Annotated in this window: 22 protein-coding genes and 2 pseudogenes; 11 read left to right on the forward strand and 13 right to left on the reverse strand. The window is 46.8% G+C overall.

Annotated elements, in window-relative coordinates; all coding sequences use genetic code 11:
• The first annotated feature begins 169 nt into the window (after positions 1–169).
• Both QUA20_RS32025 and QUA20_RS17150 read left to right on the forward strand, forming a co-directional pair.
• Complete coding sequence (locus tag QUA20_RS32025; RefSeq protein WP_445304683.1) at positions 170–310, forward strand: hypothetical protein; 141 nt, start codon at positions 170–172, stop codon at positions 308–310.
• A gap of 10 nt (positions 311–320) precedes the next feature.
• Positions 321–616: pseudogene (locus QUA20_RS17150) on the forward strand (IS4 family transposase); the annotation flags it as partial.
• Positions 617–846: 230 nt separating this feature from the next.
• On the opposite strand, the gene QUA20_RS17155 reads toward QUA20_RS17150, so the two are convergent.
• From QUA20_RS17155 to QUA20_RS17175, 5 genes are all read right to left on the reverse strand, one after another.
• A complete protein-coding gene (locus tag QUA20_RS17155; protein ID WP_333190164.1) occupies positions 847–1,089 on the reverse strand; it encodes a hypothetical protein in 243 nt (80 codons plus the stop codon).
• Positions 1,090–1,133: 44 nt separating this feature from the next.
• Complete coding sequence (locus QUA20_RS17160) at positions 1,134–1,622, reverse strand: hypothetical protein (protein ID WP_333190166.1); 489 nt, start codon at positions 1,620–1,622, stop codon at positions 1,134–1,136.
• 60 nt (positions 1,623–1,682) lie between these two features.
• The gene (locus QUA20_RS17165; RefSeq protein WP_333190168.1) at positions 1,683–2,222 is read right to left on the reverse strand and encodes a hypothetical protein; all 540 of its coding nucleotides are present in this window, start codon (positions 2,220–2,222) and stop codon (positions 1,683–1,685) included.
• Between the two features lie 340 nt (positions 2,223–2,562).
• The gene (locus tag QUA20_RS17170; RefSeq protein ID WP_333190170.1) at positions 2,563–4,725 is read right to left on the reverse strand and encodes a ShlB/FhaC/HecB family hemolysin secretion/activation protein; all 2,163 of its coding nucleotides are present in this window, start codon (positions 4,723–4,725) and stop codon (positions 2,563–2,565) included.
• A 302-nt stretch (positions 4,726–5,027) separates the two neighbouring features.
• On the reverse strand, positions 5,028–5,894 hold the full coding sequence (locus QUA20_RS17175) for a DUF928 domain-containing protein (RefSeq protein WP_333190171.1): 867 nt from the start codon (positions 5,892–5,894) through the stop codon (positions 5,028–5,030).
• Positions 5,895–6,316: 422 nt separating this feature from the next.
• Here QUA20_RS17175 and QUA20_RS17180 point away from each other — a divergent pair, with 422 nt between their 5' ends.
• Both QUA20_RS17180 and QUA20_RS17185 read left to right on the forward strand, forming a co-directional pair.
• Positions 6,317–8,008 carry a transglutaminase family protein gene (locus tag QUA20_RS17180; RefSeq protein WP_333190272.1) on the forward strand — a complete coding sequence of 564 codons (1,692 nt, stop codon included), beginning with the start codon at positions 6,317–6,319 and terminating at the stop codon, positions 8,006–8,008.
• A 108-nt stretch (positions 8,009–8,116) separates the two neighbouring features.
• Entirely contained in the window at positions 8,117–8,257 is a 141-nt protein-coding gene (locus QUA20_RS17185; RefSeq protein WP_172189208.1) for a hypothetical protein, read from the forward strand.
• Positions 8,258–8,502: 245 nt separating this feature from the next.
• Here QUA20_RS17185 and QUA20_RS17190 read toward each other — a convergent pair whose 3' ends face one another.
• Together QUA20_RS17190 and QUA20_RS17195 are read right to left on the reverse strand one after the other, a co-directional pair.
• Entirely contained in the window at positions 8,503–9,489 is a 987-nt protein-coding gene (locus QUA20_RS17190; RefSeq protein WP_333190174.1) for an aldo/keto reductase, read from the reverse strand.
• 144 nt (positions 9,490–9,633) lie between these two features.
• Positions 9,634–10,548: an alpha/beta fold hydrolase gene (locus QUA20_RS17195; RefSeq protein WP_333190176.1), complete on the reverse strand. Its 915-nt coding sequence runs from the start codon at positions 10,546–10,548 to the stop codon at positions 9,634–9,636.
• A 172-nt stretch (positions 10,549–10,720) separates the two neighbouring features.
• Here QUA20_RS17195 and QUA20_RS17200 point away from each other — a divergent pair, with 172 nt between their 5' ends.
• Entirely contained in the window at positions 10,721–10,987 is a 267-nt protein-coding gene (locus QUA20_RS17200) for a hypothetical protein (protein ID WP_333190177.1), read from the forward strand.
• Between the two features lie 256 nt (positions 10,988–11,243).
• Positions 11,244–11,732 carry an anti-sigma regulatory factor gene (locus QUA20_RS17205; RefSeq protein WP_333190180.1) on the forward strand — a complete coding sequence of 163 codons (489 nt, stop codon included), beginning with the start codon at positions 11,244–11,246 and terminating at the stop codon, positions 11,730–11,732.
• Positions 11,733–11,970: 238 nt separating this feature from the next.
• On the opposite strand, the gene QUA20_RS17210 is transcribed toward QUA20_RS17205, so the two are convergent.
• Complete coding sequence (locus QUA20_RS17210; RefSeq protein ID WP_172189200.1) at positions 11,971–12,246, reverse strand: DUF6439 family protein; 276 nt, start codon at positions 12,244–12,246, stop codon at positions 11,971–11,973.
• Positions 12,247–12,365: 119 nt separating this feature from the next.
• Between QUA20_RS17210 and QUA20_RS17215 the strand changes: the two genes are divergently transcribed.
• Together QUA20_RS17215 and asnS are read left to right on the forward strand one after the other, a co-directional pair.
• Entirely contained in the window at positions 12,366–12,740 is a 375-nt protein-coding gene (locus QUA20_RS17215) for a DUF2203 domain-containing protein (RefSeq protein ID WP_172189197.1), read from the forward strand.
• 134 nt (positions 12,741–12,874) lie between these two features.
• A complete protein-coding gene (gene asnS, locus QUA20_RS17220) occupies positions 12,875–14,266 on the forward strand; it encodes an asparagine--tRNA ligase (protein ID WP_333190182.1) in 1,392 nt (463 codons plus the stop codon).
• An 80-nt stretch (positions 14,267–14,346) separates the two neighbouring features.
• On the opposite strand, the gene QUA20_RS17225 is transcribed toward asnS, so the two are convergent.
• The 3 genes from QUA20_RS17225 to QUA20_RS17235 form a co-directional block, all read right to left on the reverse strand.
• Positions 14,347–15,828 (reverse strand): pitrilysin family protein, encoded by a 1,482-nt coding sequence (locus tag QUA20_RS17225; protein ID WP_333190184.1) that lies wholly within the window; start codon positions 15,826–15,828, stop codon positions 14,347–14,349.
• Positions 15,829–15,962: 134 nt separating this feature from the next.
• Complete coding sequence (locus QUA20_RS17230) at positions 15,963–16,118, reverse strand: hypothetical protein (RefSeq protein WP_333190185.1); 156 nt, start codon at positions 16,116–16,118, stop codon at positions 15,963–15,965.
• Positions 16,096–17,691 (reverse strand): pitrilysin family protein, encoded by a 1,596-nt coding sequence (locus QUA20_RS17235; protein ID WP_333190187.1) that lies wholly within the window; start codon positions 17,689–17,691, stop codon positions 16,096–16,098. The genes QUA20_RS17230 and QUA20_RS17235 overlap by 23 nt, the downstream gene beginning before the upstream one ends.
• A gap of 387 nt (positions 17,692–18,078) precedes the next feature.
• Between QUA20_RS17235 and QUA20_RS17240 the strand changes: the two genes are divergently transcribed.
• Both QUA20_RS17240 and QUA20_RS17245 read left to right on the forward strand, forming a co-directional pair.
• A complete protein-coding gene (locus QUA20_RS17240) occupies positions 18,079–18,696 on the forward strand; it encodes a helix-turn-helix domain-containing protein (RefSeq protein ID WP_333190190.1) in 618 nt (205 codons plus the stop codon).
• Positions 18,697–18,717: 21 nt separating this feature from the next.
• Positions 18,718–19,239, forward strand: coding sequence for a GNAT family N-acetyltransferase (locus tag QUA20_RS17245; protein WP_333190191.1), 522 nt, complete (start codon positions 18,718–18,720; stop codon positions 19,237–19,239).
• 8 nt (positions 19,240–19,247) lie between these two features.
• On the opposite strand, the gene QUA20_RS17250 is transcribed toward QUA20_RS17245, so the two are convergent.
• A complete protein-coding gene (locus QUA20_RS17250) occupies positions 19,248–19,610 on the reverse strand; it encodes a hypothetical protein (protein ID WP_333190193.1) in 363 nt (120 codons plus the stop codon).
• 75 nt (positions 19,611–19,685) lie between these two features.
• On the opposite strand from QUA20_RS17250, the pseudogene QUA20_RS17255 reads away from it, so the two are divergent.
• A pseudogene (locus tag QUA20_RS17255) lies at positions 19,686–19,910 on the forward strand (TetR/AcrR family transcriptional regulator); the annotation flags it as partial.
• Between the two features lie 68 nt (positions 19,911–19,978).
• On the opposite strand, the gene QUA20_RS17260 reads toward QUA20_RS17255, so the two are convergent.
• Positions 19,979–20,341, reverse strand: a complete 363-nt coding sequence (locus QUA20_RS17260; RefSeq protein WP_333190195.1) for a hypothetical protein — start codon at positions 20,339–20,341, stop codon at positions 19,979–19,981.
• Between the last annotated feature and the right edge of the window lie 83 nt (positions 20,342–20,424).

The raw sequence follows: 20,424 nt of genomic DNA on the forward strand, positions 1-20,424 counted from the left end.
ATTTGCCACCGCTTATCCAGATGATTTGCATATAATTCAACTAGACAATGGAGGATTTCATAGTTCATTGAACCTAAGTATACCAGAAAACGTGATTTTACTGTTTCAGCCGGCTTAGAGTCCGGAAGTGAATCCAATAGAAAGGCTATGGGGGTAGATCAAGGAACAATTGAAATGGTTAAGATTTGATGGCATAGAAGAATTGAGAGAAGCGGTGCAAAAAGAGTTGAAAAAGCTAACTAACGAAGTGATTGCTTCTTTGACAGGATATCCATTCATATTAGAGGGGCTATCTGTAGCAGAAATTTAGGAAATTGGTATTACTTACCTGTGAATATCACCAACGTTGGGCAGTCGAGAATACGATTGATGAACTCAAAGTACATTTATGAGGACGAAAAAATCATATTCGTTCTCAAAGGGCATTCATAAGTTGTGCAAGAAATTTATGGTTTACTACTAGGACCGAAGAGCTGTAAGGTCATTAATTTTTCAAGCAGCAAGCAACGCAAGCATTTCACCCTTGCCTCTTTCTTTTACTGGAACATTACGAGTTGTTCGTCGCGCGCTCCCAAAAATTCAGGGGTTACAACCACAAGAACTTCCCTTTTTTTGAGTTGGTTGACTGGGGAGATTCTCGCTCAAAATATACCGGAAAGAGTCCAGAGAAACAACCCCAGAGTCGTGAAAAAACCGGGAGCAAAATTTCGGTCTAAACAAGTTAAACACAGAGGTACTGGCATCATAATGAATACTCCTGTATTTATTGTTTTAAGCACTGCATAGCCCTTAACTCAACCGTATTGGGCTATGTCCTTGATTCTATGAATGTTTTGACTCTTGTTGTCACCCGTCAGGTGTATGGCATTGCCAGTGAAACGCAGTGAAACGAATCATCAAAGTGCGTAGCGTTCCCCCCGACAGTATCTTACGAATTCGGTTCACCGACAAGGTGCGGTTGAGCAAGTCGCCGGAAGCATATTCCCGAAAAAAAGCCGGACTCAATCCCAGAAGTTTATCCCATACCGCCATTTGCAACGAACTATCAACGCTGTTCTCGACTCGCAGCCCTATAATCCCTTGAGACATTTCAAACGCTGACCTTCCCAAACCCAGCGCCAACAATGCCAGCGCTAATTGCCATAATAAATCGCGATCGCGCCATCTGGAATCACACTATCCACCAAAATTCCCATCGCCTGCGGCACCACCATCCCCAGCAGGGTACCAATAATTCCCACCACCATAATGCTGGCGATGTCTTTTTCATACCCCTTGAAGCCAAACTGTAACAAGGGCAACACATTATTAATAACACTAGGTAACGGTCGGTAAAACTGGTAAGCTTCCTGTGCCAAAGTCGCCGCCACCGTCTCATTCACCCTCGTCCGAGTTTGAGTTACTCCATCGAACAAAACGTAACCGTTACCAACAACTAACAAAGCCACCGGATGCCCTGCAATGGTGTAAGCTAAAGCCGGGCCGTATTCTCTTCGCCACCAGCCATCCTCCAACACCACCATCCGAATCCGAAATTGTGAGGAACACGCTATAGCCTCCACCGAATCTTTTAGAGATTTGAGTTCTTCCAACTGCGTCGGAGGACTAATCGTTATTCCCATCGCTTTTACCACTGCACCCGCCGCAATTAACAAAGGAATTCCTTGCTGGAAGGATACCGTTTATTGCTGCGGTTTTACCACACCCGCTAACTTAGAAAGGGCAGAATTGACTCTCATTAGATTCAGTTCTTCTATTTCTTGAATTTGGCGAAAAGCCGCCTCTGTTTTCTGAAACTCCTGCCCGTTCAAATAATTGAATAAATCGGTATGTAAATCGGCTAAAATGTTTGGCAGTGAAGCAGCACTCCCGGAATTTATGAAGGATAATTCCTGCGAAGCGAACGCCACTGTGTATTCCTGGCTGAATGTCTTCTTTAAACGGTTTACCCAACCATTCACTAACCCAATTGCATTTTCTTCGCCAACTGTTACCTGCGCAACCAAATCTGCTGTGTTAATTTGGTATAGTTCTGTGGGTTCGATCGCCACCGCCAACAGTCCCCATTCTTCTCCCAGCGCTGCACCAAATAAAGCTTCGCCCGCACCCACATCGAACAAATATTGGCGATCGCCACTAACCAAAATATCCTTGACTTTAGTAGCAAACAATGCTATATTACCACTCTTGATAATCCAGATATTTTGTCGATCGTCCAGCAACAGCGGTTCATTTCCTTTGAGGCAGTAAAGGATATTTATTCGAGAAAGATTTACATTTTTACATTCTATAGCGATCGTAGTAGTATCAAAAAAGATAAGTCGGCAGTAATAGAGTTTAAAAAAAGGCGTTGCATAATGGTGCGATGAATTGAGGTCAAACTTTCAAATTCTGGGATGTCTCCATTCCTCAATGATTCATAGCGCCATTGAGCAACGCCATATTTTCTTCATCTCTCACTGCCCACACTCTCTCCCTCTCCCACTCGCCCACTTTTCCCATGTCCCCTCTGCCATAAGAGAAAATTTATTATATGCGTAGCAGAGCTGGCGATCGCTAATTTTACGGCGTATAAATTATGTTGAAGTAAATGCCCTTATCTTGCAGATTGTCGCCCCGATCGCTAATCCTCACCAAAGGAAAAGCGTAATCTACGCGCAGGTTCACCCGCTCTATCGGTTCCCAGATTACCCCCAAACCCACACCTGCTAAAAATGTCTCATTGGTTAATTTATTAGGATTGTTCGCAACGTTCAATACCATACCCGCATCCAAAAAAGGAGCTAATTGAAGTTTGGGATTTCCCGAAGCATCGCGCTGCAAAGTAATCCGATCCTCGATGGAAACTCTGAAGCCGTTATCGCCAGAACGGACATTTTGGCGGTAGCCGCGTAAAGATTGCCCGCCGCCAATTACAAATTGCTGGGAAGGCAACAAACTATTAGCTGACAACTGCAAGTCGGCCTGCAAAATTAATAGATGTTTGTCGTTCAATCGCTGTACTCGCTGCACTTGACCCAGCCAACTAAAAAATTGTCCGTCGGGATCGGAACCTTCGTATTGAGTAGCATCAAACAAGCTAGTGCCGATCGTAAATTGCGATCGCACGGCCCAAGCACCCTGCGGGTCGCGCCGAATGTAGTCCTGTCCCAGCTTAATTGCGCTCGTAGTGGTGACACCCTTGGACTCCTCGCGGATGCCAATAGAAACCGGTTCGCCGGCGACAAAAGTTCTGCCTGTCTGATAAGTAAAACCGGCAGACAAGGCAAATTCTTCGATGGGCGTTCTCCGCAGCGGCTGGCGGTAACTAACTTCAAATAAATGCGATTTTCCCGAAATGTCCAAACTGTTATAAGGTGCTTGTACGATACTGTTGCGGTTCGGCGCCGCCCTCAATTGCAAAGTGCCGTTCATCGCATTTAGCGGCACGCGATAGCTGAAATCAAACACGTCAGAATCGCCGAGCGATCGGTAATAAGCCCCTGCCAGTTCGTCACCATTTCCCGTTATATTGCGGTGCCGCAAACTAACTCCCAATCTTTCGGAGCCAACACTCGGAGGCGAGTAATTGTCAATGCTGAAACTAGGTTGAAACGGATTAGCTTCCAAGACTCGGACGATCAGAATGCTCTCGCCTTCATTCTCCCCAGCCCGCAGACTGGCTTCTACATTGTCAAATAAAGGATCGACTCGCAGCAGCCGGAGTTGGTCTTCTAATGAAGCTGTGCTTAAAGGCATTCCCGCCCCGAGTCGAATCCGGCTGCGGATGTAACTTGGATGCAATCTTTTAGTTCCTTCTACCTCAATTCGGGCTAGCTTGCCTTCGATAACTTGAATTTGGACTACCCCTGCGGTGATAGTTTGGGGCGGCAAGACTGCTCTCGAAGTGATGTAGCCACGATTGAGGTAAATTTCGGTAATTTTGTCGGCGATTTGTTTGAGCTGTTCTAAGGTGGTAGAACGGCCTTCTAACGGGTTGACTAAGGCATTAATTTCGTCTTGGCTTAAAATTGTGCTGCCAACTACTTGAATTTTCTGCACCTCAATTGCTGTATTCGGCAGGGTTGGGGGTACTGGCGACGGGGGGCTAGGCGCTACTGTTGGCGGTACTTGGGGAGGTTCTGGCGAAGGCTGCGGGGCCGGTTGCAGAAAGCGATCGCGATTTGGATCGGGCTGAGTCGGCGGCGACGGTAACAGCGGATTGGGTACTCGATCGCGGTTTAAATCGGGCGGGAGGTTTCCCGGTGGCGTCTGCGGGTTCTGGGCTAAAACTGGATTGCAATCTAGCTGGTTCTGACATTGGGGATCGCTGTCAACCAGATTTTTTGGTTCGGGCAAGATGCCCGCACCACAAGCAGTTTCATCGATTGTGGAACAAGCATCTTGCCTGTTCTCGGCGGGGTTCGATTTTGTTTCTGGTTCAGGATTGCTCTCGATCGAATCGGGAAGCTGATTTAAGTTTGTTGCTGTTTCATCCTGCTTGATTTCCAGTTTTTGCAGTGCTAATACTTGATTGCCCGTATCTGCTGAGTTGTCAGCGGCGACGGGCAACTGAGAAATATCCTTTGTTTGGGATATAGCTTTATTGGCATAAAAGCAAGCCATCGGGAGCGCAGTTAGAAGTGAAATTCCCAACCGAAATAGTGCAATATTTGCATTCGGGCGCATAATTAATAATTTCTCTAAAATAAGTTTGTCGGCTGCTTGACTATGCCAGTTTATCATTTAGTATTAGGCGAAATTTGACCATCAAAATCTCCACAGTCCGGCTTTCAAGATGCCAGAAGTCCGAACTGCTGATCGGTACAAAAATTTTAATTTATTTAGGACGATAGACCAAAAAACCCGGAACAGGCAAAAATCATCTGTGGCGCTGCCAAATACCGCGCTCGAAACCGAGTTTTTCGTACTTGCTGCACAAGTCATACTATTTTAGGTTTTAGATTTTAGATTTGGCAATGACTTATGGCAGCTATCACGGTTTGGGGCTTGCCTACCGTTACATTTTTTTGGAAACAGGTATCGAATTATTGTCTTGTGATAGGTGTTAACTCACTTGCGACTAAGGGTTCTTGGGCGATTTTGCCGAGTTGGACAGAGTTCAACACTGCTGACCACTTGATCGCTAAACTGGCATCGCTGGGAAACGCGATGCGCAATTGAGCTAGAGTTGCCAGGTACTCGTACCAGAGACTTTGTTGGGCGAAGATGCTGAGCTTGGCGCGATCGAGCGATCGATCCAACTGTGTTTTCACGTTTGGGGCGAGTGCGGTGCGGTTGATCCACCCGGAAACGAGAACATCATCTGTTGTATTTTTTGGGTTGCATTTGATAGTAAAGTACCATTGATAGTTTTTGCCAACTTCCAGGGCTGGCGAGTTGTCGTCGGAGCCGAGGCTGACGCTAACGATACCTGCACGGCTAGTTACCATGCGAAAACTTTTTTTGTATAGTGTTTTGTCCCTTTCGTCTGCTAACTCAAACTCAACTGTTTTGTCTAGGGCTACGGGAAGGTAGTAGAAAAATGTTGGCTTTGCTGATATGGTTTGCCCCATAGTTGATTGGGGAATCAAGGCAGTTAAGGCTGCTGTGGCGGTCGGGCATTCTAAGCCGCGGGTTCCTCCCCCTTCCCGCCTTCCGGGTACTCCGCCCTCCGGCGGTTGAAAGCTATTCCACGCGGCTCCCGTTGGCTGAATGTTCGGTCTGCTTCCCCTGGGTTCAGGGGGTTGAACTGTGTGCCAGTTGAGGGGTAGCTGCGGTTGTGAGTGGCGGTCCACGCTGTTTGCGGGGCTGTTGAGAGCCTCTGCTGGTATTAAAAAACTACCGGCGGCAACTGCCTCTAAAGACAGAATTAATGAAAAGGCACCGATATTTAGAGCAGACTTCCAAGCCATGACGAACCTGCCTTCTGATGAATCTAGGAACTTTATCGCACGGTTTTATTCTATCCAAGGTTTTGACGGATATAGTAATCTGTTGTACTTAATTTATATCTTCAGGCAGATACGATTATTTGGGTCGCTCCGATCAACATAGAATTCTGGGTCGCGTTTGTCAGTGGTAGCTTAGTAGTTATACTTACTTTTATTCACGGCAGCAGGTTGGGTTGAGCTTGTTCAACCCAACTTTGACAAAGACTAATATTCGGGCTCTTTTAACTCTGACAAGAGGCTACAACGCCTCTTTTCGTAAAAACACCCGGTTGATGCGTCAGTCCTGGATATCAGGAAACTCGGCAATTTTGCTGGTGAACCTCAAGCGCTCGGCTACAAGTTACAAATCAGGTTTTCTGTACAATACCGGCAAGAAATTTAGCATGAATCTCGATTCACCTGTTCTCTCGGACAAACAGCCTTCGGGGCTGCGGATGGTAAGACCCATAGGAGTCTTGGCACTGCACGGCATTGCTTTTTTAGGAAATAGGTTGTTCGCTATCGATCGCGCCGAAGGGCTGCTATTGGAGATCGATCGAGAAAGTGACAACACTACTGTTTTGAATCCTTATCAAACGGCTAAGTTTGCCGGCGCAACGGGGCTGGCTATTTCGGAAGATACTCTCTGGTTTGCGCGGGATGAGGATATTTGTTGCTGTCGGGGCGCAATTCTGGACGGGGCGATAACTGAACTCAAACCGGAACATTTTGTTTCGCTTTCTTATCCTGCTGACGGGATTGCTGTTTGGAAATCTACGCTTTATGTTACGTGCCATAGATTGGGATATATTCTGGTTTTTGACCTGAAAAGCGGTCGGGAAATTACTCGGTTTTACGCTCCCGGTATTGGGGTAGAAAATATCACTGTCCGGGATGAGGAACTTTGGGTTTGCGACAAGACTGAGCAAACTGTTTACTGTTTGGAACGGGGAACTGGGGAGATTAAATTTAGCGTTTTAACTCCTTTTGAGTCGCCTTCTGGTTTGGCTTTTTACAAGGATTCCGAAACCGGAGAGGAGGTTCTGTACGTGGCTTATGCCGGGGATGAACTTTACATCCGGGATGACCCGAATTCGGAAGATCCTTTTCAGTTGACGAAGCGCGATCGCACTTTTATTCACCCTTTGTATTTTCACTACAATGAAGCCGACCGCTACGCTCTGTCAAACGGTTTTTTGATGGAAATGTCTTATGTGGAGGAACTGTCTCCTCTCGATGAGGTAGAAATCGAAAATTTGGAGTGGCGGATTGCTTTGCCTTCGGAAACTCACCGGCAAAAGGTCAGGAAAATTACGCCGATCGGAATGCCTTTTACTGAGGAAATTCAGGAAGGGGAACGGGTGGCGGTATTTAAGTTCGATCGGCTGCACCCTGGGGAACGCCGAATTTTTGGCTGGAAGGCTTTGTTAGAAGTTCGATCGATTAAGTATCAGTTGTCGCCTCGGGATGTCGAAAAGATTCCGAAGTTGTCGCCGGAGTTTGCAGCTAAGTATTTGGTGGACAATGACAATTTGGCGATGGATACGGAGATTGTGCGATCGGCTGCTGTGGCTGCCATTGGCTCAGAAACTAATATTTTGAGGCAGTTACTGAGCATTCGCAATTTTGTTTACGACCAACTTTCTTACGGGATTAGGCCTCACATTGACACTCCCGATCTTGTACTGCGCCGCGGCATCGGTTCTTGCGGCGAGTACGTGGGGGTATTGTTGGCTTTGGCAAGGTTGAACCGGATTGCTTGTCGCACCATAGGCCGCTACAAGTGCCCGGCTTTTGCTGACAGAAAAGGGGTGTCGCTGGAGCCGGATTTCAATCACGTTTGGCTGGAGTTTTACATTCCGGGTTTTGGCTGGGTGCCGATGGAATCTAATCCTGATGACATTCAAGACAGAGGCCCTTATCCTTTGCGATTTTTTATGGGTTTGGCTTGGTATCACGTAGAGATTGGCAAGGGAATTCGGTTTCAAAGTCTCACGAGCGGCGGTCTTCCTTTAAACAAGGAGGATGTTTCCGTGGGGAGTCTGGCAATTAATCATGTGAGGTTTACAATTTTGGAAGAGTTGCCAGCAGTTTGAATGGAGTGTTAACAGTTAACAGTTAGCCCTCAACATTCAACTGTTCATTGTTAACATTTTTCATCTAAAATCGAAAGTAGAAAATGTAAAATCAGAGGAAGAGGGGTTGTGGAATTTTCGATTGCTAATATTCTCGTTTTAGTAGCCTTTGTACTGCTGCTGACGGTGACTGGCGGGGTCGCTTATTTGACAGCGGCTGAGTGGCGCGATCGCAGGCGGTTAGATAAGGCTAAACGGAAAAAAGAGTAGCTCTTTGCTGTTGACAAAGTGCATATTTTATGATAAAAAACAAGGCGACATGGTTGGTCGCCTTGTTTTTTGATTAGATGTATTTTCACGGCATATGATATCAAGTTTGGTAACACAACCATTATAGGTTTGTAGTGAGGACTTGAGTCATAATACAAAACTGTGATTCACGGGCTTTGAGCCCGCGCCACAATCAACACACTACAATAAATACAGATGAAAAAGGGAATTTTGGAGTCGATTTCTTAAGTCCACTGTCGGAAAAAGGTATTTTCTTCCCAAGCGGCGGCGGTGCGCTTTTCAAGTGCTGCCATTTCTGTTTGGTTCAGGGGTTTGAATGCTTGGGCGACTTTGAAGTTTTCTTCTAATTGCTTTACTGAGTCGGCAGCGATGATGCAGCAGTGCACGCCGGGAAGTGAAAGCGTGTAGCCCATTGCTTGGTGCATTCCATCTAAAACACCGTTCTGAAATAATTTGCCGTAAGCTGGTATTTTCATGGCTATGACACCGATGTTTTTGGCTTTGGCGACTGGTAAAGCGCTGGTAACAAAGGAGCGCGGGTGATGTTTTTCGGCGGCGTTGAGGGAGATTAATGTTGTGTCAAAAGGATAGCGCTGCAAGCCTGTGGCAATGATGGCTGGTTCGTGGTGTCCGGTGATGCCGGAAAAACGAATTATTTTTTGCTGTTTGGCTTCTTCGATCGCCTTTATTGCTCCTTTGGCACTGAAAATTTGGTCTAATTCTGTTTGGAATGAGACGTGATGGAGTTGCCACAAGTCTAGCCGATCGGTTTTCAATCTTTTGAGCGATCGCTCTAAGTCTCTCCACGCGCCATCTCTGTCTCTGGCGGAAGTTTTTGTGGCTAAAAATAGGCGCGATCGATATGGTGGCAAAACTTTGCCTAAGTTTTCTTCGCTGGGCCCGTACTCGGCCGCCGTGTCAAAATAGCGAATGCCTAGTTCGATCGCGCGTTCAATTTGCGCCACCGCTTCTGCTTCTCTTCCCGGCTGCGACAGCGGTGTTTGTCCGGCCCCCCCCAAACCGAAAATCGGCACTTTCACGCCGGTGTTGCCTAACAGTCGTTCTGGCATTTTTACTGTGGCGGCCCCCTGGTTATTGGGTGCGGCTGCGATTTCCCGATCCTGCTGTTCGATCGCCTTAGCGCCTGCAATGCCGCTGGCAACAGCTATACTGCTCAATATAAAATTGCGGCGAGTCTTTTTGCGGGTCATGGTTTCGGTCTCCTCAGAATATGTGAGTAGAAATTAACCGCGTTTGTGAGAGCACAATACATAGATTTTTACCGCAAATTGGATAATTTTCCCCCTATCCGACGGAGGAGATAGCCGGGGGAAAATTATTTATGTGCCGATCGATTATTCGTCAATTATCCATCTCCGAATCAGTTCGTTGATCTGTTCTGGTACTTCGTCGTGGGGACAGTGACCGGCTTTGATAAAGTGTTCTGTCAACTCTGGATAGTGGTTGCGAAATTTGGCGCTTCTTTCTGTAGAATTCATCCACGGATCGCCTTCTCCCCACAGCATTAGCAATCGGCAGTTTAATTGACTCAGCAATACGTCGATTTTTTCGCCTTGGGGTGTTCTGAATACAGAAGCGAATACTTTGGGGGCACCGGGATCGCAGGAGGGAAGGTAAATTTCTTCTACTAATTGGTCTGTGACGGCGCTTTGGTCGAGATAAACTTTTTCTAGGGTTTTCCGAATTGTCGATCGCTGGCGCACGTACTGGAACAGCAGAAAACTTGCCCAATCTTGCTGAAATAAAGTTTTAGCTACCGTAGATATCGCTTTTTGCAAGGGCGGGGCTTCGGGTGCGGGCTGCGGTTCGCTGAAGGGGCCGGCGCTGTTGATTAATATGAGTCCGGCGGCTGATTCGGGGCGCTGGGCGGCTACACACAAGGCGGCGTAGCCTCCGAGGGAGTTGCCGGCTAGTACGGCAGGCCGGCCGATGATGTTGGTGATAAAGTCGTGGAGTTGGTCGCGCCAGAGGTCGCCGCTGTACTGCAATTCGGGTTTTGCCGATCGCCCGAATCCCAAAAGGTCGATCGCCCACACTTCAAAGTCTTTGCTCAGCCCGCTGATATTTTTGCGCCAGTGGTCTGTGGAGGCTCCAAAACCGTGAATTAACAGCAGGGGAGGGCGTTCTGGATGCCGTTCGCTCGTTAGCGGAGCCCTCGAAGAGGATCGAACGTAGTACACTGAATGCCCGCGCCACTGCCAGTAAGTGCCGGCTATGGGGGCGGAATTCATGGCTGGGGTTGCTTTCATAATGTAAAGAAATAATTATTTACTTTAAATATTGTATCGCGACCCTCAGATTTATAAAGTTTTCCAAACGCGCCTGGCTTATACCAGAAGAGAATTATTCAATTTGGGCGATTTGGGATATCGCGATCGCCCGCTCTCAGAATGAATAAGTTTTGTAACGAATATTGATTTTGTGAGGGTCGCAACAATCGGAGATATTTTGCCCGATCGCCTTTGGGAAATATATCCGGTTCGGGCTGCAACACACCTAGGTATGATGATTTTGCTGTGTGGTAGCCTAGCAAGTTGTTGGCGATCGGCCCTTGCCCAGCGGCTGCGAGGGTCGATCCCGATTCGCGATGGTGAAGGGATCGACTTTTTTATAGTTATTTCCGAGCTTTTCAAGGTGGGGATCGTTTGGTATGAGCTGTTGACGGCTTGGGGGATGCAGCGAGCCTAAGCGTTGCTAGGTGGCAAAAGCCGAGATCGAGAATCTGGCTGCTGGGAGAAGTTATAAGTAAAGTTACTGATGGTTCTCTGCAGAAGTTTCTCAGAATCGCTGAATATTTTGTGACGTTCTTTGCTGTTCTTAATTGCTTGGATACTCTAAGATAGAAGTAGAGCTGCGGCGCTCAATTAATTAGCATTTTGAATACTAGGGAGCCAACTATGCAGGGTGTGAACTTTATCCACCTGAAAGTTAGGGAGTTTTCTGAGTGATTGCTATTTCACCCCGTCCGGTCGGACGCAATTGGATTACGATTAGCTTCGCTTCTACTCTATACCTTTGTCCTATTTTGGATCTGCTCCTAGCAGAGGTGCCAGATTACTGGCAAGCGGAATTGCGGTTGGGGCTTCAAGAAGCTTTGGTAAATGCTGCTAAGCATGGAAACAAGTTAGACCCCGGTAAAACAGTTGGAGTCCGTTTTTCGGTCGTCCAAAACCAATATTGGTGGGTAATATCGGATGAAGGTTCTGGCTTTAAAGCTCCTTGCAGTTGCAACCTTTATACCGATGATTGCGAGAGTCTCCTAGCACAGGATGTTGTAGATGAATCTGCACTGCCCCATGTGGAACAGGAATGTGGTAGGGGGTTGTTTATTCTTTACCAAATATTCGATCGCGTAGAGTGGAATTCTCAAGGTACAGAGTTACGGCTGTGCAAAGGACTTACGGGTGGCTACAGTCTGCCGGGCTGGCGCTAGCACCCCTATTTTGCAGAAGTTTTCACCTCAGCTAGACCTGGAAATTTATTCGTTCCCGGGCTTAACCTTGGAATGAAAATTAGGAGAATCTGGGTATAGATAGCTGATTTTAATGCAAAATGTGAGTTTTGAGTTAAAAAAGTATAAATCTTTTGAACTCACAATCGCGCTGCTCGATCGAGTGGCGCGATTGTCTAAATTTTGAGCTACTAATCAAGTCCAAACTCAAGACTCAAAATTATTTGCCGTGGGTGGGACAGGGAGGAGCAGATATCGATCGATCCAGCCATCCTGCTGCTTGGTTTAAGCGCGGGAGAGCTTCTTCTGGCTGTTTTTTGAGCAAAAAGACCAGAGCGGCCGCGGCTTGCTCGCAGGCTCGCGCGGAACGGTTGGCTTTGAGGCGGTGCCAATCTTTTTCGTGGATGGCGAGGCGCGCGGCTAGAGCCTGGGCTAGTTCTACGGTGCTAAGCTCGTTGAGGTTGACAGTTTGGGTTGTTTGTGCAGTTTCAAGCATAGGTGGCAATTATAGCGATTTGGCTGCCGTTTCTAAATTTAACAAATAATATACTGGACATAATAACAACTAAATAGCCAATTGGTTTTTTTAAATTATTGTCAGGTTTGCAGATCAAAATGCCTCAACAGCCGTCAGATTTAAATCGAGAGACACCGGGAGATGATGAAAGTGAGTTTGTTCAAGCGATCGCAGCAGTGGAGCGATCGCTCGCGGCAGTCAAAGAACGGTACACTCAAATTCAGGTCGATCGACAGCGCCAAGTCGAACTCGGCCATCGGCGCGAAGAAATCCGCCAGTCTAGACGCCAAAATCCATTGCCGCAACTCAAAAAAGAATTGCGGGAAATTGAGCAAGAATTGGAAACTATCGAGTTGAATTTAGAAAGCAGCCTGTTTTCTTGGGGAAGCATAAAACAACCTTTTTGGCAAGCAGTTCGCTTTGGGGGACTCGGCATTTTGCTCGGTTGGATTTTGAAATCCTATGCAGGTTGAACTATGTTGAGATTTATGATTTTTTTAAAGAACCGCAGAAATTCACAGGCGGGACGCCTGTTCCACAGAGGGCGCAGAGGAAGAGAAAAGAGAGAAATATGGTGCAAAATATTAAATAAACAGGAGTGGATATTATGACAAATCAACGAATTGCAGCAATTTTGCGCGCAGGTGAACCCGACGAAACAGTAACTGTTCAAGGCTGGGTTCGCACTAAGCGCGAATTGAAAGAATTTGCCTTTGTCGAAGTCAACGACGGTTCGGCGATGGCTAACTTGCAAGTAGTCATAAATTCCGATTTGCCAGACTTTGAAAACGTACTCAAACAACTGAATACAGGTGCATCTCTAGAAGTTTCGGGAGTGCTGGTAGCGTCTCCCGCAAAAGGACAGCGAATTGAGTTGAAAGCCTCACAAGTGCAAGTTTACGGGGATGCAGACCCGCACACTTATCCGCTGCAAAAAAAGCGCCATTCCTTTGAATTTTTGCGGACAATCGCCCATTTGCGGCCGCGCACAAACACCCACGGTGCGGTCTTTAGAGTCCGCAATGCTTGTTCGGCGGCGGTACACCAATTTTTTCAAGAACGCGGTTTTTTGTGGGTTCATACTCCAATTATTGCGGCTAGCGACTGCGAAGGTGCGGGGGAAATGTTCGGCGTTACCAACTTTGATTTAAAGAACGTGCCGCGCACTGATTCGCAAGAAGTTGATTATGCTAAAGACTTTTTTGGAAAGCGTGCCTATTTAACAGTTAGCGGTCAGTTGGAAGCGGAAGTTATGGCGATGGCTTTCGGCAATGTTTACACTTTTGGGCCGACTTTTCGAGCGGAAAATTCTAATACTTCGCGGCATTTGGCGGAATTTTGGATGATTGAACCGGAGATGGCTTTCTGCGATTTGCAGGGAGATATGGATTTGGCTGAGGCGTTTTTAAAGTACATTTTTAAATACGTTTTGGAGCATTGCCCGGAAGATATGGAGTTTTTCAACGAGCGCATTGACAAAACGGTTTTGGCTACTGCTGAAAATATCATTAACAATCAGTTCGAGCGGATTACTTATACGGAGGCGATCGCACTTTTGGAAAAAGCCGACAAAAAGTTTGATTTTCCGGTAAGTTGGGGCTTGGATTTGCAGTCGGAACACGAGCGTTATTTGGCTGAGGACTTGTTTAAAAAGCCGACAATAGTCAGCGATTATCCCGTCGGGATTAAAGCATTTTATATGCGTTTAAATGAGGACGAGAAAACGGTGCGAGCAATGGATGTTTTGGCTCCTAATATTGGGGAAATAATCGGCGGTTCGCAGCGGGAAGAAAGGCTGGATGTGCTGGAGCGGCGCATGGAAGCGCAGGGTATGAATAAGGAGGAATTGTGGTGGTATTTGGATTTGCGCCGCTACGGTACTGTGCCTCACGCTGGGTTTGGTTTGGGATTTGAACGGCTGGTGCAGTTTATGACGGGAATGGGCAATATTCGGGATGTGATTCCGTTTCCGAGAGCACCTTTGAGTATTGATTTTTAGTTGAGGATTGTGCGGGAAAACGTAGGGACACGGCATTGCCGTGTCCTTACCCGGATCGGCGATTCACAATCACAAATAAATTAAGTCGCCGAGGGAATTGTGATATCAACAGATTGCACTTTTACCGAAGTTCCCAAACTCGATAACGGCGGTTGAATTGCCTCCGTATTTCCCACTACTAATGTTACCAAATTCTCCGGTTTCAAGTAAGTCTTGGCTACGCGCTGCACGTCGGCAATTGTTGCTGCTTCGATGCTGCGGCGGTAGCTAAAAATGAAATCTTCGGGATAACCGTAGTATTCGTAGCGCATTAATCGCGACAAAGTTTGACTGGGATTTTCAAATTTGAAGATGAAAGAATTCAGGGTGGAATCTTTAGCGAAAGCTAATTCTGCCGGGGTAATTGGTTCGGTGCGGATACGATCGATCTCTGCCCGAATTGCCTGGATAAACGGTACTGTTGCGTCCGATCGCGTTTGGCCTCCAGCGACAAACACCCCCGGATAGTCATATCTCGGACTCCAAGCTGCGTATACTGAATAAGCTAAACCTTGGCGCGATCGCACATTATTAAACAAACGGCCGCCGAAACCGTTGAGAACCCCATTCATTACGTCCAAAGCACCGTAATCTGGACTGCTGAGCATTCCGCCCAAATGTCCCATTTGCACGTAACTTTGACTTAATTGCGGCTGATTTACAAAAAATACGCCGCCGCCCTTTGCTGGCGATACGGTTGGTAGCGCAGGCACTTCTGCACTTGGATTCGGTTGCCAGTTGCCAAATTTTTGCTCGACGAGCGATCGCATTTTAGCAGTATCAAAATCGCCAGAAATACCCAAAATCATGTTTTTGGGGTGGAAATATTTCTGGTAGAAACTCACCACATCGTCGCGGGAAATATTGGCGATGGTTTTGTATTCTACCGTGCGCGCGTAAGGACTGCGATCGCCGTAAATTAACTTTTCAAACTCGCGGCCGGTAATATCGTTAGGATCGTCATTGCGGCGGGCTATGGAACCTTGAGTTTGATTCTTGGCTAAATCCAACTTTTCCTTAGCAAAGATTGGCTCCCGAATCACTTCCGCAAATAAGTCAAACACGGGTTCCACATCTTCAGCTAAAGCACTAAAATTAGCAGTGCCTGAAGTAACATCAATCCCTGTTTCTACCGAAGCTGCTCGCTGTTCTAGCAACTGATTTAGTTCATCAGCCGTATGCCTGCTAGTGCCGCCAGTTCGCATCACTTCTCCCGTCAAACCTCCCAATCCAATTTTCTCGGCAGGTTCAAAACGCTCGCCCGTGCGAAATAGCGCCGTTCCCCCAATTAGCGGGAGTTCCCGGTCTTCCATCAGATACACCCGGATGCCATTTGTCAGCTCGAAGCGAGTATATTTAGGCAGTTTAATTTCGGGCACCGCCGGGAATGTTAATTCGTCGTAGTGTTTCGGTGCAGCCGCTAACGAAGGTAACAAATTAAACGTGCCCAGTGAAACAGTAAAAATGCAAAGCGATAGCAGAAATAACTTTACGTTTTTCAGTCTCAATTTAGTCCTTTTCATTCTTTCTCCTAAGTTTCCTATTGTGACATAGCGTCGATATCGTGCCCCGCGCCCGCGCTAGATGCAAGACTATCTCTTAGTCTGCGAAGGCAGACTTTGTTTGTGTAGGATCGGTTTCAACCGCCGATTCTAAATCAAGGCAGAGCCTCAGGATCTGCGTTCCCAGGCAGATCCTGAGAACGAGTCTTTCTTCCTTCTTCCCTCTTCCCTCTTCCTTCTTCCTTCTTCCTTCTTCCTTCTTCCCTCTTCCTTCTTCCCTCTTCCTTCTTACAGCGGCAAAAGCTTGCCAATCGTGCGATTTTCCGGCCGGAAAGTTGCCTGAGCGACACGCTGAATGTCAGCCGGAGTAACAGCCGCGATCGCATCCAATTCCTTGAACAAATTTCGCCACGAACCGGTGTTTACTTGATAGTCCAGCAGCGAAAATGCCATGCCCATATTAGAATTGAGCGATCGCAACAAATCGGCTCTCGCCTGAGTTTTCACTCGATCCAATTCCAAATCAGAAACCGGCTCAGTTTTCAGGCGATCGATTTCCTTGCTCAAAGCTGCGGCTACTTCATCAACCGTGCGGCCCGGAGCAGTTTGAGCGTAAAACAACATCAAATTCGGATACTTTTCCCCTGGATAACCGCTGAAACCTTGAGCCGCCAGCGCTAATTGCTGTTGTTCTACCAAAGATTTGTAAAGCCGAGAAGTGCGGCCATCGCTGAGCAAAGAACCAATCATTTCATAAATCGCATTGTCGGGATGGTTCATCGCCGGTCTGTGGTATCCTTCCAAATACCAAGGTTGAGTTTTTAATTTCAGCGTGACTTCCTGAGTTTGGGTTTGGGGAGGCTCCACAATTTGCAATTCTGGAGGCGCAGGTTTCGCCTTGTAGCGGCCGAAATAAATTTGAGCGAGTCGTTTCACCTCCGCAGCTTTCACGTCTCCTACCACCGCCACAGTCAGCTTGCTGGGGACGTAGTGAGTCTCGAAAAACTTCTGCACGTCGCTGCGGCTGAGGTTTTTAATGTCTTCAGTGTAGCCAATTACGGGGCGGCGGTAGGGATGAACAGAGAAAGCTTTGTTGGCAAAAACTTCAACCATTTGTCCGATCGGAGAATTCTCGGTTCGCAGCCTGCGCTCTTCTAAAATTACTTGTTTTTCTTTGTAAAATTCCCGAAATACCGGTTCTAGAAATCGCTCGGATTCCAGCGACATCCACAGTTCTAACTTGTTAGCTGGGAGGCTGTAAAAATACATTGTGGCGTCGGTGGAAGTAGCGGCATTTAGTCCGACTCCGCCTGCTTGTTCAACTATTTTGCCTAGTTCGTTGCGCTTGACAAATTGCGAAGCTTCGGCTTCAACTTTGTCAAATTCTGCTTGGAATTTGGCGACTTCTTCAGTTTTGCCGCTGGCTTTTGCTGCTTGCATTTGCTCGAAGAGTTCGTCTTGTTTTTCTAGCAGCGGCTTTTCGGCTTTGTAATCGGTAGTGCCGATTTTTGGCGTGCCTTTGAAGGCTAAATGTTCGAGATAGTGCGCGACACCTGTTTGGCCCTCGGGTTCGTTTGCGCCTCCTACGTCAGCGTGAATTAGAAACGATGCTACGGGCGATCTGGGCCTTTCGAGCACGATGAATGTCATGCCGTTGTCGAGCTTAAATTCGGTGACTTGCTTGATTACTCGATCGAGCGACGGTTGAACAGAGACTGCTTGGGAGCCGCTAGCGGGGTTGGGGCGGGCGAGGGCGATTTCGGGAGAAATGCCCCACCACAGCAGTACAGCGGCCAGCAGGGAGGCGATGAATCGAGTTTGGCGATCGGGCGATTCCCTACGGGATAGCTTCGCTTCACGGGGTTTTTGGAACTGCGGGGTCATTCGATTTTAGATTTTAGATTTTGGATTTTGGATTGTCAAACAAAAAATGTTTGTGCTCGGCGGCCAGAGATTCTTTTTTAAGGATAAAGATTTTTGGAGGCATAAGCGATCTGTTGCGCCCCAGATGTTAGGCTGATACAGCAAATCTCACAAAGGGTCATGGGATTTTAGATTTTAGATTTTAGATTTTGGATTGTCAAACGGCAAGAAGTTTATGCCGAATAACAAGAGATGCTTTTTAAGCATGAAGATTTTTGGGGGCATAAGCGGTCTGTTGCGTCACTTCCAGTTTAAGATTAAAATCACGCACAACTTAAAACTTAACATAATTTAGTTTTTCAGTCCTGAACCTGCTGTTCCAAGTCGCCAATTACCGATTGCAAAGCCATGCGAATTTTTAATCAGTCTCCTCCTTCTGAAACAGAAACCAAAAAGCGGATTTTACAAGCCGCTCAGCGGTTGTTTGCCCGCAGCGGATACGACGGCACTACAACTCGCGATTTAGCAGCGGCGGCGGGGGTGGCGGAGGGTACGCTATTTCGGCATTTTGATAATAAAAAAGCGATTTTAATTGAGGTGGCGACGGAAGGATGGGTGGAGTTGCTGACGGATTTGCTGACTGAATTAAGCGAGATGGGCAGTTACAAAGCAGTGGCTCAGGTGATGCGGCGGCGGATGCTGAATATCCGCGAGAATAGCGACATGATGCGGGTGTGTTTTTTGGAGGCGCAATTTCACCCGGATTTGCGCGATCGAATTCAGTTGGAAGTCATCGGAAAAATGAGCGATGTGGCTGAGGCTTTTTTTGAAACGGCGATGGAAAAGGGAGTTTATCGGAAGATGAATCCGAAGATTGTCGCTCAGGTATTTTTGGGTATGTTTGCAGTCGCGGGTTTCAGTCAAAATACGATTATGGAACCCAATGCTTCTCCGCTGCAAATGCAGGAAATGGCGGAAGGATTAGCCGATATTTTTCTGAATGGGGTTTTAATTAAAGATGAATAATTAGGGCAGGGAAAAGTTGTTATGGGCAAAGTTTGGGACTATTCTATTCGGCCGCTAACGCAGGAAGACGAGCCTTTTTTGTGGCAAATGCTGTATGAAGCGGCGCACATGGCAGAAGAAGGCGAATCAACGGTGCAAGCGGTTGTCAATCATCCTTTAATTGCGAAATATGTCAAGAATTGGGGACGTGCAAGCGATTTGGGCTTCGCAGCAATCGAATTGAACGGCAGCCAGCCAGTAGGAGCCGCCTGGCTGCGTTTGTTTACAGAGGATGACAAGGGGTTTGGCTGGGTTGACGATACTACCCCGGAATTGGCGATCGCCGTTCTTCCAGAATATACAAATCAGGGTGTAGGAAGCCAGTTGCTGGCTCGTTTGCTCTCAGCAGCAAAAGCATCTTATCGATCGGTATCCCTGAGTGTAAGAAGCTCGAATCGAGCCCTGAGTTTGTACGAGCGATCGGGATTTAAAGTAATTGAGGGAAGCGAGATAATCAACCGCACAGGAGGGACATCATTCACGATGAAAGTTGATTTGGATTAAGTGAATGATTACTCTATAAATTCGTACATTTCCTGTACCCAATTCTCCCGATTTTCCTGCCATTCATCCGTCACGACTTCCCAAGTTGTATTGCTTTCAAGTTCCAGCAATAGACTTGATACTTCTTCCAGGGTCGATGCTGTATGACATTCTTGTACCCAACTTTCCCTGAGTATTTTCCAGAGACTTTGTACCGCTTCCCGCTGAAAATTAGATTCTAATTCAACTAGCAATTTGGCTAGGTGTTTTTCGTCAATTGCTGCTGACACCTCGCTCATCCAACAGTTGCGACGTTCATTCCATTCTTCCGTCACTGCGTCCCCGTTTAGGTGGGCTTGAAACTCTAACAGTAATTGGTTTAGCTCTACCATATTAAATTTGGTATTGTTGGGAGTTTGTGCTAAAATTATACAATTTTTATTGATTTAGACTGTTGGTTTTTTATAATGAGCGATGTGGCTGAGGCCTTTTTGGAAACGGCGATGGAACAACAAGTTTATCCAAAGATGAATCCGAAGATTGTCGCTCAGGTATTTTTGGGAATGTTTGCAGTCGTGCCCTTCAGTCAAAATACGATTATGGAGCCGAATGCTTCTCGGCAGCAAATGCAGGAAATGGCTGAAGGACTCGCTGATATTTTTCGGAATTGGGTTTTGCAGAAAGATGAATAATTAGTCATTAGTCATTAGGAAATTTTAGAGCCTGGGAACGCATATCTACAGGCTCTGACTCGTCGAAACTACTCCTTAAACTTGTGCATTTGCTGTACCCATTTCTCGCGATTCTGCTGCCATTCATCGGTCACAGCTTCCGAGTTTATATTGGTTTCTAGTTCCAGCAATAAACTTGATACTTCTTGAACAATCGACGCTCCCAGACATTTTGCTACCCAACTGTCCCGGCGCTCTTGCCACTTAACATCAACCGATTTTCCCTGCAAATTAGATTCCAATTCCACTAGCAATTTTGCTAGATATGTCAGGTTAACTGATGCGGCCACATCGCTAACCCAACTTTCGCGGCGCTGTTTCCATTCTTTTTTCACTCCTTCCGATTTGAGGTTGTTTTCAAGCTCTAACAGTAACTGATTTAGTTCTACCATCTTAAATGTTTGACTTGTTGTAGTTTGTGCTACAATTATACCATAAGTTTCAATAAGCAGAGTGTTAATTTTTTGACAGATGG

This window comes from Microcoleus sp. Pol7_A1, assembly GCF_036701085.1.
GTDB classification, from domain to species: domain Bacteria; phylum Cyanobacteriota; class Cyanobacteriia; order Cyanobacteriales; family Microcoleaceae; genus Microcoleus; species Microcoleus asticus.